A 15,605-nucleotide genomic window follows, 5' to 3' on the forward strand; every position below is an offset into this window, starting at 1 on the left:
CCCGTTCGGCGGCGAGCGCCGGGACCACCCGCGGGTGGAGGCCGGGTGGAGATCGGGCGGGGTGCGGGAGGAGCGCGACTAGGCTGGCCGCGTGCCCGCCTCGCAGAACCCGTCCGTCACCCTCTCCGAGAGCGGCTACCTCGCCACCGTTGAGCCGGACCGGTTCGTGCCCGGCGCCTACCAGCTCGTCGTGGACGGGACGCCGCAGTCGCACGTGAACCTCGACGACCCCTCGCAGCTGTTCTTCGAGTACGTGCAGCGGATGGGCAACGTCATCGACCTGATCGGCGAGCCCGGGGAGCCGATCACGGCTGTTCACCTGGGCGCCGGCGCCCTCACGCTCCCCCGCTACATCGCGTACATCCGCCCGGGGTCGCGGCAGCAGGTCGTCGAGCTGGAGAGCAAGCTGGTGGAGCTGGTGCGCGAGCAGCTGCCGCTCCCCCGCTACGCGCAGATCCGCATCCGCCACGGCGACGCCCGCGAGGTGGTCGGCAAGCTGCCCGCCGGGCTGCGCGGCTCGGTCGACCTGCTGGTCGTCGACATCTTCAGCGGGTCGCGGACACCCGCTCACGTCACGAGCGTCGAGTTCTACCGGTCGGCCGTCTCGCTGCTGAAGCCGGATGGGATCGTGCTCGTGAACGTGGCCGACGGCCCGCCGCTGACCTTCGCGCGCAGCCAGGTGTCGACGCTCGGTGCTGTGGTGGAGAACGTGGCCGCGCTGGCCGAGACGCAGGTGCTCAAGGGCCGACGGTTCGGGAACGTGGTGCTGGTCGGATCCAACTCGCCGCTGCCGCTGGAGTGGCTGCCGCGGCTGCTGGCGAGCGGCCCGCACCCGGCGAAGGCCGTGGCCGGAGAGGAGCTGCGGACGTTCGCGGCCGGGGCGCCGATCGTGACGGACGCGACCAGCGTGCCCTCACCGACGCCCGCACGCAGCATCTTCCAGAGCGGGACGCGGCGGGACTGAGCCGGTCAGGCGTGCCGGAACAGCACGCCCTGCCCGGGCCGCAGCTGCGCGAAGGCGTCGAGCGAGCCGTCCGCGACCACGGCGATCACGGGGTAGCCGCCGGTGACCGGGTGGTCGGCGAGCAGCACGGTCGGGCGTCCGTCGGGCGACACCTGCACGGCTCCGGCGACCATCGGCTCGCTCGGAAGCTCCCGGTCGGCGACGCGCTCGAGCAGGGGCGCCGTCGCCTCCATGGCGTGCCGCGCCGTCGCGGGCGGGTCGAGGCGCATGCCGATGCGGTCGCTGTCCTGGCCGGCGCGCCACTCCACGGTGAAGAACGCCTCCAGGGCCGCGTCGGTGAACCAGTCGGCGCGGGGACCGCGGTGAGCGCGCACCTCGACGAGCCCCGGGGTGTGATCGGCGACGGGCACGAAGTCGAGCAGGGGGACGTCGGTGCCGGAGGGGTGCCGACGGGGAGCAGGTCGCCCGCGGCGAGCGGCGCGGGGCCGAGACCGGCGAGTGTGTCTCGCGAGCGAGAGCCGAGGACGGGCGGCGCCGCGATAGCGCCGCGCACGGTGAGGTACCAGCGCATCCCGGTCTCGGCCGTGCCGATGCGGAGCACCTGGCCGGCGGCCGCGCGGACAGCCTGGTGAGCATCCACCGGGCGGCCGTCGAGCAGCAGAGTGCCGGTGGCGCCGGTGACCGCGAACCACGTGTCCTGCTCGAAGCGGGCCTCGAAACCGCCGAGCAGCACCTCGACGCCGGCGGCGCCCTCGGCGTTGCCGAGCAAGCGGTTGCCCAGACGGAGCGCGCCGCGGTCGAGCGTGCCGGACGCGCCGACGCCGAGCGCGGCGAGGCCGGGGCGCCCGAGGTCCTGTAGCAGGGCGAGCGGGCCGGGGCTCAGGATGCGGACGCCCCCGCTCATGTCGCCTCCCGGAATCGGACCACGGCACCCGGGCGCAGGAGCGCGGGCGGGTCGGCGGTCTCGTCCCAGAGCACCGCGTCCGTCGTCCCGATCAGCTGCCAGCCGCCGGGACTCGAGCGCGGGTAGACGCCGCTGAAGGCCCCGGCGAGGCCGACGGCGCCCGGCGGCACCGCGGTGCGCGGGGTGGATCGGCGCGGCACGTCGAGCGGGTCGCCGTCGGGGACGAGGTAGGCGAATCCCGGCGCGAACCCGCCGAAGGCGACCTGCCAGGAGCGGCCGGTGTGGAAGGCGATCACGTCGGCCTCGGAGAGCCCCGTCAGACGTGCGACCTCGGCGAGGTCCGCGCCGTCGTAGCGGACGGCGAGCTCCACCACACCGACCTCCGTGGGCGGGGCCGGCAGCGGCTCGGCACCCTCGATCCACGCGGTGGCGACGCTGAGCGGCAGGATGCGCGGCTGCACGACGACGGCGATGGTCCGGGCCGCAGGCACCACGTCGACCACACCGGCCGGACGGCTCGCCTCCAGGCCGCGGAACAGGGCGAGCACGGCATCCAGATCGTCCAGCTCCACGAGCAGCGCGTGGTCGCCGTACGGGAGGATGCGACGGCTCACGCGAACGGCTCCACGGCGACAGCGGATGCGGCGAGCGCCTCGCGCACGGCGCGCGCCATCGCGACCGCGCCGGGGGTGTCGCCGTGGACGCAGAGCGAGTCGACGGCGACGTCGAGCTCCGTCCCGTCGACCGCGGTCACGCGGCCGTCGGTCACCATCCGCACCGCGCGGTCGGCGATCGCGTCTGCGTCGGACAGGAGGGCGCCCGGCTCGGTGCGCGGCACGAGGGTGCCGTCGGCCCGGTAGCCGCGGTCGACGAAGGCCTCGCGGACGAACCGCACGCCCGCTTCACCGGCCGCGCGCTCCACGGCCGAACCAGCGAGGCCGAGCAGCGCGAGCGACGGATCGAAGGCGACCACGGCGTCCACGACGGCGTTCGCCTGGGCCTCGTCGTGGACGATGCGGTTGTAGAGGGCGCCGTGCGGCTTGACGTAGCGCACGGCGGTGCCGGCGACGCGGGCGAGGCCGGTCAGCGCGGCCAGCTGGTACAGCACCTCGTCGCGCAGCTCGCCTGGCGGCACGTCCATCGAGCGGCGGCCGAAGCCGGCCAGGTCGCGGTACGAGACGTGCGCGCCGACGGTGACGCCGTCAGCCGCGGCCTCACGGCACGTCGCGAGCATCGTGGACGCGTCCCCGGCGTGGAATCCGCAAGCCACGTTCGCGCTGGACACGAGCCGCAGCAGGGCGGCGTCGTCGCCCATCGACCAGGCGCCGAACGACTCCCCGAGGTCGCTGTTGAGGTCGATGGAGTGCGGCATAGGCCTATTGTCTCAACGGTGGCCGTCAGTGGCAGCTTCCGTTACCTCGGTCGCAGGCTCCCTCGGCGCTGGGGTCGCGGCACCGCTCCGCGCTGCCCTTGAGCTCCACCGCGCCCGGTGCGCCCGAACTTTCGCGCGGTTGCCGCAGCGCTGCATCGAGCACCAGCGGCGCGTTCCGCTGCGGGAGGTGTCCAGGTAGACGAGGTCGCAGTCGTCGGCCGAGCACTCGCGGATGCGGCCGTCGACGTCCGGGCCGAACAGACGGACGGCGTCGCGGGCGATGGAGCCGAGGGCCTGGTGCGGGCGGGCGTTGGTGCGGCCCGCCTGACGACCGCCGCCGGCGAGCACCGGCGGGATGTCGGGCGTCGCCGCGAAGAGGTTCACCACATCGACGTCGTCCGGTGGGAGGGTCTCTCCGAGGCTGGCGTGCCGGGCGAGGCGCGCGATCGCGGCACGTAGGGCGCTCGCGTCGCGGAACTCGCGGTCCCCCGCCGTCGGCGCGACCTCGGGGAAGCGCTCGATCAGCCAGTCGTTCAGCACGGCGGCGTCGGGCAGCAGCTCGCGATGGCCGCCCGCGTCGTCGCCGCCAGCGGTGTGAGCGAAGTCGAGGGCCAGCGAGCCCGAGTCGAACCACCAGCGCTGGCCGTCCACGGGCTCCATCCACTGTCCGGTCTGCCTGGTGATCAACGCTTCCATCGCCCGTACACCCTACCCGGCCGCGGCCGTGCGGACGCGCTGCGGCATACTGGGCGGATGACCGCGACACGGCCCGATCCGCAGGCGACGCTCGAAGGACCGACGGTGCTGCTGCGCGCGTTGACCCAGGCGGACCTGCCGGACCTCTTCGACGCCATCGGGCATCCCGAGGTCTTCGCCGGGGGCTGGGGCGGCGGCCCCGCGGCGTACCGCGACACGTACGAGGAGTGGCGCGACTTCATCCTCGGCTACCTCGACTGGGAGCGCAGCAACGTCACGGCCGTCGTGCTGCGCGACGGGGATCGGCTGGTCGGGACGACGACGCTCGGCGACTTCGACCTGGTCAACGAGTCCGCCCACATCGGCTGGACGGCGTACGCGCCCGAGGCATGGGGCGGCCGCGTGAACGCCGAGACCAAGCGGCTGCTGCTCGGCACCGCCTTCGACCACGGGTTCGAGCGGGTGAAGCTGCAGGCGGACGTCCTCAACGACCGCTCGCGCTCAGCGATCGTCCGGCTGGGGGCACGCTACGAGGGCGTCCTGCGGCACACCCAGCGCCGCGCCGACGGGACCTGGCGCGACACGGCGGTGTATTCGATCCTCAGCGAGGAGTGGCCGGCCGTTCGGGACGCGCTCGACGAGCGGATCGGGGCCACGCGGGCCTGACCGCTCCTACTCGGCGGCGGCCGCCGCGGCGACGCGGCGCTGAGCGGGCGACACCTCGCGGTGCTGCCACGAGATGAGGTTCGCGGCGTCGAACCGGCGCGAGCACGCGCCGCACGCGAGCGCCCTCGCTGGCTTGCGGTAGCGGTAGTGCGTGTGCCCGTTCGGGCAGGTGCCCACCCACGGCGCCAGGTCGTCCGCGATGGCCCCGCCGTGGAGTCGCTTGCCCTCGTAGCCGAGGTCGAGCGCAATGGCCCGCCAGCGCGGTCCGTGCCCGGCACGCGGTCCGGCGAGCGCGTGAGCGACCTCGTGCAGGAGGATCTGGTGGATCTCGTCGTCCTCGTACCGCGCGGCCAGGTAGCGGGAGACGGTGATGCGCTTCGACGTGTAGTTGCAGAGCCCGGCACGGGTCTTGGCGTTGTCGAAGCCGAAGGTCCAGACGGACGGGTCGAGGTGCAGCGCGATGAGGGCGTCAGCCCAGCGCCGGACGCGCTCGAGCTCGGCCATCAAGCACGGCTCCTCTCCGAAGCGCTCCACTGCTCCATGCCGTGCATCCTACGCGCGATCGGTGTCCGTCTCGGCGCCGGGAGCGCCTGCAGCGGGGGCGTCCGAGGAGCCGCGCTGGGCGTCCAGGGCCGACTGGACGACCGCGACGGCGGTCAGCGCCGCCTGGATCTCGGCCGGGGACGCGCCCAGCTTCTCGCGCAGGAAGACGGCGGCGGTCATGTCGGCGAGCGCGTTCTCGAAGTCTCCGGTGTCGAAGTACACCTTGCCGCGATTCTGGATGGCGAATGCCTCGAGCGCTGTCCACTCGCGGCCGCGCGCCTCGTCCACGCAGCCCGTCAGCTCCACGATGGCCTCGTCCGCCTTGCCCTCGTACTGCAGAACCTGCGCTCTGCGAACACGCGCGCCGAGCAGCTGCTCGCGATCACCCGTGAAGCGCGCCTGTCGCACGGCCTCGTTGGCCACGTCGTACGCCTCGTCGAGCCGGCCCAGCAGACGCAGCAGCACCGCCTTCTCGTTGAGCGCGCTGAGGCTGCGCAGGCTGCCGAGCTCCTCAAGACGCTCGCCGGCAGCGCGCAGATCGACGCGTTCGCGCAGGGTGGTCGGATCGTATCCGAGGATGATGCTCAGGGTTCTGCTCCCGATCGGTGTGACCCCCCAAGACTACCCGCAGACGAGGTTCATCCCGGGCGCTTGACAGCCTGGGCGGGAGTGAGTCGCACCTCGACCAGCCGGTCGTCGCCTGTGCGCGGGGATCCGCGTCCATCCGTGTTGTTCGTCAGGAGCCACAAGCGGTCACCGACGGCCACCACATCCCGGAGCCGGCCGAAGGCGCCCTCGAAGAACGGGGCGGCGGTGACCGGGGCGGCGCCATCGGTCGGCCAGGCCGTCCAGAGCCGCTGGCCGCGGAGCGCTGCGAGGAACACGGTGTCGCCGAGCACAGCGAGCCCGCTCGGACTCGCGGCCGAGGTCGGCCACTGGTAGACGGGGTCGGTGTACGCGGGATCGCCGCCGACGCCCTCGACGACCGGCCAGCCGTAGTTCGAGCCGGGCCGGATGATGTTGAGCTCGTCCCAGGTGTTCTGGCCGAACTCGGACGCCCACATGGTGCCGCGCGAATCCCAGCCGAAGCCCTGCGGGTTGCGGTGCCCGTACGTCCACACCGGCGAGCCGGCGAACGGGTTGTCGGCCGGCACCTGGCCGTCGGGGGTGACGCGGAGGATCTTGCCGCCGAGCGAGCCGACGTTCTGCGCGTTCGCCGGATTCGACGCGTCGCCGGCCGTGATGTAGAGCATGCCGTCGGGACCGAAGGCGATGCGGCCGCCGTCGTGGTTGCCCGCTTTCGGGATGCCCGTCAGCACGGGAGCAGGTGCCCCGATCGCGTACGAGCCCGGCGATCCGCTGAGCGGCATCCGCACCACCCGGTTGTCGTCGGCGGTGGTGACGTAGGCGTAGAGCTCGGTGGGCGCGTCCGTCGACCGGACGGCGAGGCCGAGCAGCCCGCTCTCCCCGTCGTGCACCACGCCGGGCACGGTCCCGGCCACTCGCAGGCCTCCCTGCGGGAGCCGCTCCCGGATGCGGCCGGAGTCGCGCTCGCTGATCAGCGCGGAGCCGTTCGCGAGCGGCACCACCGACCACGGGGCGTCCAGGCCGGTCTCGAGCTCGGTCGTCTGCCCGCTGGGCTGCCACGGGATGGCGGCGACGGCCGCCGAGGTGCCGGTCGGCCGCGGCGTCGCGGTCGGCGTGCGGGTGACCGTCGGGTCCGGCTCCGGGGCCGGCGACGAGCATCCCGCCAGGACGAGCGCGGCCGCCGCCAGGGCGAGGAGCCCTGGGCGGCGGCCGGTGCGGATCATGTCGCGCCCGGGTCGTCAGTCGACGACGCGGACGTCCTTCCAGAACGCGACGTAGTTGCTGTAGTCCTTGCCGACCCGGTCGAACGAGCTCGGGTACGGCGTGGGATAGCTCCAGGCGCGGTCCTGCAGCAGGCCGTCGTCCGACTTCACGGAGAAGTACTGGCACTCGCCCTTCCACGGACACGTGTACGGGGTGGCGCTCTCGACGAGGTACTCGGAGTTCACGCTCGCGGGCGGGAAGTACCAGTTGCCCTCGATGCGGATGAGGTCCTCCTGCGGGGCCTCGGCGATGACGGTGTCGTTCAGCACGGCTTTCATGTAAAACCTCCTGTCCGGGCGAACGTACCCCGGCGCTGATTCATTCCGCGCGGCGCGCACCGCTCTGCCGGGAGGCTCGCAGCACCATCACAGCGTCGGAGGCGCCGAGGCGCCCGGACGCGGCGATCTCGGCGAGCGGCACGCCCGCGGCGAGCCGCTCCTGCCCGGAGACGGACGCCGTGAGGAGGTGCACGGCGGCGCCTCGGAGACCTGTGAACGCGGCGCACGCGGCGGCGGCTTCGGGCGACGCGTAGTCGATGCCGAGGGCGGCCAGGGCGTCGACGACGGCGCCGGCGGCGAGGAGGTCCTCCACGGCGAAGCGCGGTCCGCCCGTGGCGGTCGTGTCGCCCGCGGCGACGAGCGCGACCATGGTGCGGCGGCCCAGACGGACCTGCTCGTCGAGGATCCACCGCGCGACGGCTTCCGCGTCCGTGAGGCCCGCGGCGAGGGCCGCGCCGTCGCCGGGGAGCGCAGGTCGCTCCGTCCCGTCGGCGAGGGCGTCGACCCACACGACGACATCGGCATCGTGCGCCACGGCATCCAGCCCGTCGACTCCCCAGTCGAACCGCACCTGGTACTTGGCCTGGCGGTGGGCGTCGGGGATGGAGGCGGTGCGGGAGTCGGTCACCGGGCCATCGTAGTTCGGCCGCTCCGACGTGGTCGCGCCTCCCCCGGCGACGGACGCATCTGGCGCCGGATCAGCTCGAAGTCGTGCCGCGTCAGTTCGATGACGCCGCGCCGCAGCTGGTAGCCCCAGTCGGGTCGGTCGCGGGTGAAGTCGAGCATCCCGAGCATCGGGCGGATGGGTGTCGGCACGGCGTCGTGGTCCCAGTCGATGCGGCGGCGCCACGGCTTGAAGTCGCCCGCCGGCCCGGTCATCGAGGGGCCCTGCGTCACCTGGAACACGTCGTCGTCGGCCACGCGGCCCACCGCGGTGAACTGCTTCAGCGGCTCGCCGTCCGGGTAGGAGGCACGCGGCGAGTAGTAGACGAACCCGTCGGAGGGGCCCATCCACTCGAGCGGACCGCGCGCCCCGTGGTTGACCTGGGCGAAGCCGCCGGCGACCCCGCGCAGCACGTGGTCGTGCTGCACCACTCCCAGCCAGTAACGGATCGCCATGCTCCCGTTGTAGCGCAGACCACCGTCACCGTTGTCGAAACGGGCCGTCGGGGTTCGACGTGTCTGTATACGCGCCCGGCGCGCGAAGAGAGGATGGGACCATGCGATTCGTGCTGATGGCGCTCGGCGAGGAGGCCGGGTCGGCCGCCGCGCGGCCGGAGCTCGACCGGTACCGCGCCGAGCTGGTCCGCGCGGGCGTGCTGCTCGCGGCGGACGCGCTGGAGCCGGCGAGCGCGGGGGCGAGCGTCCGCTGCGCTGGCGAGGAGCGCATCCTGAGCCGCGTGGCCGTCAGCGGCGTGAGCGCGTTCTGGATGGTCGAGACGGCCGGCGAGGACGAGGCGCTGGAGTGGGCGCGGCGGCTGCCGCTGGCGTCCGGGACCGTGGAGGTGCGCCGCGTGACGGGCGACGACGGTCGATGAGCGGCGAGGGGACGAGGGCGGATGCGCACGACCGCACGGCCGAGGCCCGGCGGGCGGTCGAGTCGGTGTGGCGCATCGAGTCGGGCCGGCTCATCGCCGGGCTGGCCCGCTCCACCGGCGACGTCGGACTCGCCGAGGAGCTGGCCCAGGATGCCCTGGTCGCGGCGCTGGAGCAGTGGCCGGAGTCCGGCATCCCGCGCAACCCCGGCGCCTGGCTGACGACGGTGGCGAAGCGCCGTGCGGTCGACGGCTGGCGCCGCCGGGAGCGCCTGGACGACCGCTACGCCGCCATCGCGCACGACCTGGAGCAGGAGCTCGGCCGCGACGACCCCGCCCGGGCAGCGCAGGAGCCGATCGGCGACGACCTGCTGCGGCTCGTCTTCGTCGCGTGCCATCCCGTCCTCCCGCAGGCGTCGCGGGTCGCGCTGACGCTGCGGATGCTGGGCGGCCTTTCGATGGAGGAGATCGCGCGCGCGTTCCTCGTCCCGCCGTCGACGATGGCCCAGCGGATCGTGCGCGCCAAGAAGACGCTGAGCGCGGCCGGGGTGCCGTTCGAGGTTCCCGAGCGGGCCGAGTTCGCCGAACGGCTGGCGTCGGTGCTGGAGGTCGTCTACCTGATCTTCAACGAGGGCTACTCGGCCACCGCGGGCGACGACTGGATGCGTCCCGACTTGTGCCGCGAGGCGCTGCGGCTGGGCCGCGTGCTCGCCGAGCTGACCCCGCGGGAGCCGGAGGTGCACGGTCTGGTGGCGCTGATGGAGCTGCAGGCGTCCCGGCTCGGCGCGCGCACGACGGAGGACGGGTCGCCCATCCTGCTGCAGGACCAGGACCGCACGCGCTGGGACCGCGTCCTCATCGGGCGGGGCCTGGCCGCGCTGGACCGGTCGGACACGCTCCGCGTGACCCGGCGACCGCCGGTGAGTCGCGGGCCGTACGCGCTGCAGGCGGCCATCGCGGCCTGCCACGCGACGGCCGCGACGCCGGACGCGACCGACTGGGAGGAGATCGTCGCGCTCTACGGCGCGCTCGCCTCGCTGCGGCCGTCGGCCGTGGTCGAACTCAATCGCGCCGTCGCTCTGTCCATGGCCTACGGGCCGGAAGCCGGGCTGGAGGTGGTGGACCGTCTCGCCGTCGAGGGCGCCCTGTCGTCGTACCACCTGCTCCCGTCGGTGCGCGCCGATCTGCTGCTGCGGCTCGGGCGGCGTGAGGATGCGCGGCAGGAGTTCGAGCGCGCGGCCGCCATGACCGACAACGCCCGAGAACGGGACCTGCTGCTCGCGCGAGCCGCGGAATGCCTCTGAGTCGCGCATCCACCGATCCCATCCGCGGCTGAGGGAGCGACACTGGGAGCATGCGTGTGCTGCTGAAGCTCCTGCTCGACTGCGACCCCGACGCCGCCTGGCGCGCCCTGCAGAGCCCGACCGCGTTCCGCGAGGTGGCGATGCCGTGGCTCGACTTCCGGTCGGAGGAGCCCGGCGGGTTCCCGACGCGGTGGGGCGCCGAGCACCGGGTGAAGGTGAAGGCGCTCGGGGCGTTCACCGTCGGGACGCAGGCCATCCGGCTCGACACGCTGCGGTCGACCGATCCCCGGGAGAGCGGGACGCGCATCCTGCGCGACAGCGGCGGCGGGACCGGCGGCGCGCTCGCGGCGATCCCGCACCTCGACCACCGGATGGCGATCGCGCCCGACCCCGCCGGTCCGGACGAGGAGGGACGGCTGCGGACGCTGTACCGCGACCAGCTGATCGTGAAAGCGGGCGCTCTCACGCCGATCGCCTGGTACGCGATGTGGGCGTTCTGGCAGTGGCGCGGCGTGCGCCTCAAGCGGCTGGCCCCCACCTGGGCCTACGATCCGGAGGTACGCCCGGCGGACGAGCAGCCGGAGACGGGAGCGGTGGAGAGATGACCAGCGTGGAGCAGCCCCCGAGGGATGCGGCGAGCGACACCCGTGCCGTGACGGCGGTGCAGACGGCCGACTGGCGGCGGCGCGTGTTCGCGCTGTACGCGTCCGTACGCCGCCTCGCCGCGCACGACCCGGCGGAGGCGCACGCCCATTGGATCTCGTGCCGCAACGACCTGTTCGCATCGCATCCCGCATCCCCGCTGCTGCCGGAGGACCGGGACCGGTTCACCGGGCTGCCCGTGGTGCCGTACGACCCGGAATGGCGGTTCGAGCTGCCCATCCAGCCGGCCGCGGAGCCGAAGCGGATGGACGTGGAGACCGGCACCGACGGCGTCGTGCCGTTCGAGCTGCTCGGCACGGTGCGCATACCGTTTGCCGGCACGCTCGATGTGTGGCGGCTGGCGTCCTACGGCGGCGGCCTGTTCGTGCCGGTCAAGGATTCGCTCGCCGGCCGCCCGGGCGGCACCTACGGCGGGGGACGCTACCTGATCGACACGATCAAGGGCGCCGACCTGGGGCTCGACGCGGGAGACGGTGAGGCGTCGCTCGTGCTCGACTTCAACTTCGCCTACAACCCGTCGTGCGCGTACGACCCGGCGTGGGCGTGCCCGCTGGCGCAGGCGGGCAACACGCTGCCGGTCGAGATCCCGGTCGGCGAGCGCTACGCCGGCGCGTGAGGGGCGCGTGAGGGGCGCATCGAATCCTCGCCCACCCCTCCCCCATTCGTGTCGAATGGCGCTCATTCGTCACGAATGGCGCTCATTCGTGACGAATGGCGGGCCCGGGTGGGGTGGTTGGTTGCGCAGGGTCAGCGGGCGACGAGGGTGAGGCGCTGCGTCGGGCGCGTCATAGCGACGTAGAGAGAGGCGGCGCCGCGCGGCGACTCGGCGGCGAGCGCGTCGGGATCGGCCAGCACGACCGCGTCGAACTCCAGGCCCTTCGCCTCGTAGCCGGTCAGCACGGCGATCGGTCGCGTGAGGCCCGCGGCCCCGCGACCGGCGGCATCCCCGAAGCGCTCCGCGACCGCGGAGGCGACCACGGGCAGGTCGGCCGCGGTCGTGATCACCGCGAGCGTCCCCTGGTCGTCGATGCCGCGGTCGTGGGCGACCGCATCCGCGACGGCGACGCCGAGCGCGTCCGGTGCGTCCGCATCCACGCGCCGGATCGGCCAGTCGCCCTCGCGCACCGCTCGCGTCGGCGTGATCGGGAGCCCGGCATCCGCGGCGATCCGCTCGGCCTCGCGCGTGATCTGGGCGGGCGTGCGGTAGTTGACCGTCAGCTCCTCGAGACGCCAGGCGTCCTTGAACACCGGGCCCAGCGCCTCCTGCCAACTCGTCGCCCCGGCGGCCGAGGCCACCTGCGCGATGTCGCCGACGATCGTGAACGACTTCATCGGACAGCGGCGCACCAGCACCCGCCACTGCATCGGCGACAGCTCCTGCGCCTCGTCGACGACCACGTGTCCGTACGTCCAGCTTCGGTCGGAGGCGGCGCGCTCGGCGGTGGTACCGCGGTCGACCTGCTCGGCGAACCCGTCGGCCAGCTGCTCAGCGCTGACCAGGCCCTGCACGCCCATGTTCCGGATGGCGGCCCGCGCGTTCTCGAGGTCCCGCTTGCGCTGGCGCTCCCGCTCGCGGTCGGCCGGGTCGGCGCGGCCGGGGAAGTCGCCCAGCAGTTCGGCGGCCTCGTCCAGGAGCGGCACATCCGACACCGTGAACGGCGCGGTCCGCTCCCGCATCAGCGCCTGCCGCTGCTGCGCCGACCAGCGCGGCGTCAGCTCCGCGAGCCACGCGGGACGCGCGAAGAGGTCCTGCAGGAGCTTCTGCGGGGTCAGCGGGAGCCAGGCCGTGTTGAGAAGGACGCGAACGTCGTACGAGGTGCGCAGGTCCTCCCGCAGCACCTTCAGGTCGGCGTCGTCGATCGTGGAGCCGCCGGCCCGCAGCTGCGCGGCGAGCTGGTCGGTCAGCTCTGACAGCGCGGCCTTCACGAAGGTGACGCGCGCCACGTTGTGCGGCTTGCCGGTGCGCTGCGCCTTGGCGATGGCCCGGTGGATGAGGGCCGGATCGACCACCAGGCGCTCGTTGTCGACGACGATCGTCTGCGCCTCCTCCGGCGCCTTCTGCCGCGACCTCACCGCGCGCTGCAGCAGGCGCGCCATCTGCGCCGACCCCTTCAGCGCCGCCGCCTCGGGCGCATCCTCGGCCGTCGCCTCCACCCCCGGGAACAGCTCGCCGAGGCTCGACATGACCACGCCGGTCTCGCCGAGGGACGGCAGCACCGCCTCGATGTAGCGGAGGAACGCGGTCGACGGACCGACGACGAGCACACCGGACGCGCTCAGCCGCTGGCGGTTCGCGTACAGCAGGTAGGCGGCGCGGTGCAGCGCGACGGCGGTCTTGCCCGTCCCCGGACCGCCTTGCACGACCAGCGCGCCGCGGAGATCGGAGCGGATGATGCGGTCCTGCTCGGCCTGGATGGTCGCCACGATGTCGTGCATCCGCCCGGTGCGCTGCGCGGTCAGGGCGGCGAGCAGGGCGCCCTCGCCCTGCACCCGCTCCCCCGCGCCGTCGCCGTCCAGGAGCGCCTCGTCGAAGACCTCGTCATCGATGCGGGTCACCTGGCGGCCGGACATCGTGAGGTGGCGGCGGGCGCGCACGCCCATCCGCTCGCTCGCGGTCGCCTGGTAGAAGGCGCCGGCCTGCTGCGCACGCCAGTCGACCAGCAGCGAGCGCTGGTCGTCGTCGCGCAAGCCGATGCGGCCGATGTACCGGTGGTCGGAGCCGTCGATGGGCTCCTCCAGCAGCAGGCGGCCGAACACGAGCCGCGCATCCACATCCCGGAGCTGGGTCAGCTGGTCCTCGTAGAGTCGCGCGAACGCGTCCCGCTCGCTGCGGGCCTGGTGGTTGCTGCCGACGCTGTCACGGCGCACGCGGGAGAGCCGCTCCTCGGTCTCGGCGCGCAGCTGATCCAGCCGCTCATACAGCCCCGAGACCACGGCGCGTTCGCGATCGAGCTCCGACTCCTGCACGCCCATGGCCGCCCTTCGTTTCCGGGCCGACAGTCTACGACCTCCGGATGGGTGGACGCTCCCAGCAGTCGTACGGCCGCATGCCCTAGACTGATTGCTTGCGGGCCGATCGTCGCCCGCTGCGTCGTAGAACGCTTCGCGTTGCGCAGGGCCACTTGCCCCGCACGCTTCTCTTCATACGGCGAACGATCGCGCTGTTCGGCGCGCTCGCCACCCCGACCCGCCGCGGCACGACGCCGCGCCGGGCCCCTGCCGGAAAGGCACCCCCATGACTTCAACGACTTTCGCCGAGCTGGGCGTCCCCGCCCCGCTCGTCGCCGCCCTCGCGGCCGACGGCAAGACCACGGCGTTCCCCATCCAGGCGGACACGCTCCCTGACGCCCTCGCGGGCAAGGACGTGCTCGGCCGCGGCAAGACCGGCTCGGGCAAGACCATCGCCTTCGCCCTACCGCTCGTCTCCCGCCTCGGGACCGTCCTCGCCGGCGGTCGCCGCCGCCCTGGACACCCGCTGGCCCTCGTGCTCGCCCCGACCCGCGAGCTCGCGACGCAGATCGCCGCGACGTTCCGCCCGCTGGCCGACGCCTACTCGCTGCGCGTCTCGACCGTCTTCGGCGGCGTCTCGCAGAACAAGCAGGTCGCCGAGCTGAAGGCCGGCGTCGACATCCTCGTCGCGTGCCCCGGCCGCCTCGAGGACCTCATGAAGCAGGGCTTCGTCTCCCTGGACGCGGTCGAGATCACCGTGCTCGACGAGGCCGACCACATGGCCGACCTGGGCTTCCTGCCCGTCGTCACCCGCATCCTCTCCGCCACGCCCGCCGACGGGCAGCGCCTGCTGTTCTCGGCGACGCTCGACAACGGCGTGGACAAGATCGTCAACCGCTTCCTGCACTCCCCGGTGCTGCACTCGGTCGACGACGAGACCAGCCCGGTCGAGGCGATGACGCACCACGTGCTGCAGGTGGACACCCCCGACGAGAAGAAGGCGCTGGTCGAGGCGCTCGCGTCGGGCACCAGCCGCCGCATCCTGTTCACCCGGACCAAGCACCAGGCGAAGAAGCTCGCCAAGCAGCTGACCGCGTCCGGCATCCCGGCCGTGGACCTGCACGGCAACCTCGCGCAGAACGCCCGCGACCGCAACCTGGCGGCGTTCGGCGACGGCAGCGTCAAGGTACTGGTGGCGACGGATGTGGCCGCGCGCGGCGTGCACGTCGACAACGTCGAGCTCGTGGTCCACGTCGACCCGCCGGCGGAGCACAAGGCGTACCTGCACCGCTCCGGACGCACGGCTCGCGCGGGCAGCGCGGGCGACGTGGTGACCGTGATGCTGTCCGCGCAGGCGGACGACGTGCGCACGCTGCTGCGCAAGGCGGCGATCTCCGCGGCCCCGCAGCGCGTGACGGCGACCTCGCCGGTCGTGACGGAGCTCGTGGGCGACGTCGCCGCAAAGGTGGCGCCGGCGCCGGTCCAGCGGACCGCGGGCGGCGGCGGGACGTCGCAGGGCGCGAACGCGCAACGGAAGCGGGCGCGGCGCGCCGGCGGCGCAGGCAACGGCGGCGCGGGCCGCGGGAACGGCGGCTCCGGCGCGGGTGGCGGCTCCGGCCGCGCGAACGGCTCGACGGCCGGCTCCGGGACGGGCAACGGCGGCTCGCGTCGCCGCGGCCAGCGTCCGGCGCAGCAGACCTCCGCCGCGCACGGCGGCGGTCAGCACCGCGGCGCCCAAGCCGGCTCCGGCTCGCGCGACGGCGGCCGCTCCGGCGGCGGCGCGCGCCCGACGGCCGCTCGCGCCGACGCCTCGACGGGTCGCGGCCGCGGCTCCCGTCGCGCGCAGGGCTGATCCCTCCAACCACTACACGAAGAGTGCA

General features: G+C 73.7%; 17 protein-coding genes and 1 pseudogene. 7 read left to right on the top strand and 11 right to left on the bottom strand.

The genetic code is table 11. From position 1 onward, the window contains the following. Positions 1-91: 91 nt before the first annotated feature. On the top strand, positions 92-964 hold the full coding sequence (locus A0130_07485) for a spermine synthase (protein ID ANF31535.1): 873 nt from the start codon (positions 92-94) through the stop codon (positions 962-964). A 5-nt stretch (positions 965-969) separates the two neighbouring features. On the opposite strand, the pseudogene A0130_07490 reads toward A0130_07485, so the two are convergent. The 4 genes and pseudogenes from A0130_07490 to A0130_07505 form a co-directional block, all read right to left on the bottom strand. Further along, positions 970-1,868 (bottom strand): annotated as a pseudogene (locus A0130_07490) (allophanate hydrolase). Continuing rightward, complete coding sequence (locus A0130_07495) at positions 1,865-2,482, bottom strand: allophanate hydrolase (protein ANF31536.1); 618 nt, start codon at positions 2,480-2,482, stop codon at positions 1,865-1,867. Before A0130_07495 ends, A0130_07490 begins: the two are co-directional and overlap by 4 nt. Continuing rightward, a complete protein-coding gene (locus A0130_07500) occupies positions 2,479-3,240 on the bottom strand; it encodes a hypothetical protein (protein ANF31537.1) in 762 nt (253 codons plus the stop codon). The genes A0130_07495 and A0130_07500 overlap by 4 nt, the downstream gene beginning before the upstream one ends. A 12-nt stretch (positions 3,241-3,252) precedes the next feature. Beyond that, complete coding sequence (locus A0130_07505; GenBank protein ANF31538.1) at positions 3,253-3,900, bottom strand: hypothetical protein; 648 nt, start codon at positions 3,898-3,900, stop codon at positions 3,253-3,255. A 93-nt stretch (positions 3,901-3,993) separates the two neighbouring features. Here A0130_07505 and A0130_07510 point away from each other — a divergent pair, with 93 nt between their 5' ends. Further along, a complete protein-coding gene (locus tag A0130_07510) occupies positions 3,994-4,602 on the top strand; it encodes an acetyltransferase (GenBank protein ID ANF31539.1) in 609 nt (202 codons plus the stop codon). 6 nt (positions 4,603-4,608) lie between these two features. On the opposite strand, the gene A0130_07515 is transcribed toward A0130_07510, so the two are convergent. The 6 genes from A0130_07515 to A0130_07540 form a co-directional block, all read right to left on the bottom strand. Next, positions 4,609-5,106: a hypothetical protein gene (locus tag A0130_07515; GenBank protein ANF33341.1), complete on the bottom strand. Its 498-nt coding sequence runs from the start codon at positions 5,104-5,106 to the stop codon at positions 4,609-4,611. Between the two features lie 48 nt (positions 5,107-5,154). Next, complete coding sequence (locus A0130_07520) at positions 5,155-5,643, bottom strand: hypothetical protein (GenBank protein ANF31540.1); 489 nt, start codon at positions 5,641-5,643, stop codon at positions 5,155-5,157. A 140-nt stretch (positions 5,644-5,783) separates the two neighbouring features. Further along, the gene (locus A0130_07525; GenBank protein ANF31541.1) at positions 5,784-6,956 is read right to left on the bottom strand and encodes a glucose dehydrogenase; all 1,173 of its coding nucleotides are present in this window, start codon (positions 6,954-6,956) and stop codon (positions 5,784-5,786) included. Between the two features lie 15 nt (positions 6,957-6,971). Then, complete coding sequence (locus A0130_07530) at positions 6,972-7,274, bottom strand: hypothetical protein (GenBank protein ANF31542.1); 303 nt, start codon at positions 7,272-7,274, stop codon at positions 6,972-6,974. A gap of 40 nt (positions 7,275-7,314) precedes the next feature. Next, complete coding sequence (locus A0130_07535; GenBank protein ID ANF31543.1) at positions 7,315-7,902, bottom strand: hypothetical protein; 588 nt, start codon at positions 7,900-7,902, stop codon at positions 7,315-7,317. After that, entirely contained in the window at positions 7,899-8,411 is a 513-nt protein-coding gene (locus tag A0130_07540; GenBank protein ID ANF31544.1) for a hypothetical protein, read from the bottom strand. The genes A0130_07535 and A0130_07540 overlap by 4 nt, the downstream gene beginning before the upstream one ends. An 83-nt stretch (positions 8,412-8,494) precedes the next feature. Here A0130_07540 and A0130_07545 point away from each other — a divergent pair, with 83 nt between their 5' ends. From A0130_07545 to A0130_07560, 4 genes are read left to right on the top strand one after another with little or no spacing between them, the layout of a single operon-like run. After that, entirely contained in the window at positions 8,495-8,812 is a 318-nt protein-coding gene (locus tag A0130_07545; GenBank protein ANF31545.1) for a hypothetical protein, read from the top strand. Beyond that, entirely contained in the window at positions 8,809-10,113 is a 1,305-nt protein-coding gene (locus tag A0130_07550; GenBank protein ID ANF31546.1) for an RNA polymerase subunit sigma-24, read from the top strand. Before A0130_07545 ends, A0130_07550 begins: the two co-directional genes overlap by 4 nt. Positions 10,114-10,163: 50 nt before the next feature. Further along, on the top strand, positions 10,164-10,718 hold the full coding sequence (locus A0130_07555) for a hypothetical protein (GenBank protein ID ANF31547.1): 555 nt from the start codon (positions 10,164-10,166) through the stop codon (positions 10,716-10,718). After that, a complete protein-coding gene (locus A0130_07560) occupies positions 10,715-11,392 on the top strand; it encodes a hypothetical protein (GenBank protein ID ANF31548.1) in 678 nt (225 codons plus the stop codon). The genes A0130_07555 and A0130_07560 overlap by 4 nt, the downstream gene beginning before the upstream one ends. 131 nt (positions 11,393-11,523) lie before the next feature. Here the strand turns inward: A0130_07560 and A0130_07565 are convergent, their stop codons facing one another. Next, a complete protein-coding gene (locus tag A0130_07565; protein ANF31549.1) occupies positions 11,524-13,749 on the bottom strand; it encodes an AAA family ATPase in 2,226 nt (741 codons plus the stop codon). Between the two features lie 262 nt (positions 13,750-14,011). On the opposite strand from A0130_07565, the gene A0130_07570 reads away from it, so the two are divergent. Then, on the top strand, positions 14,012-15,577 hold the full coding sequence (locus tag A0130_07570; GenBank protein ANF31550.1) for a DEAD/DEAH box helicase: 1,566 nt from the start codon (positions 14,012-14,014) through the stop codon (positions 15,575-15,577). Positions 15,578-15,605: the final 28 nt, after the last annotated feature.

It is taken from the genome of Leifsonia xyli, from assembly GCA_001647635.1.
Lineage (GTDB): Bacteria > Actinomycetota > Actinomycetes > Actinomycetales > Microbacteriaceae > Leifsonia > Leifsonia xyli_A.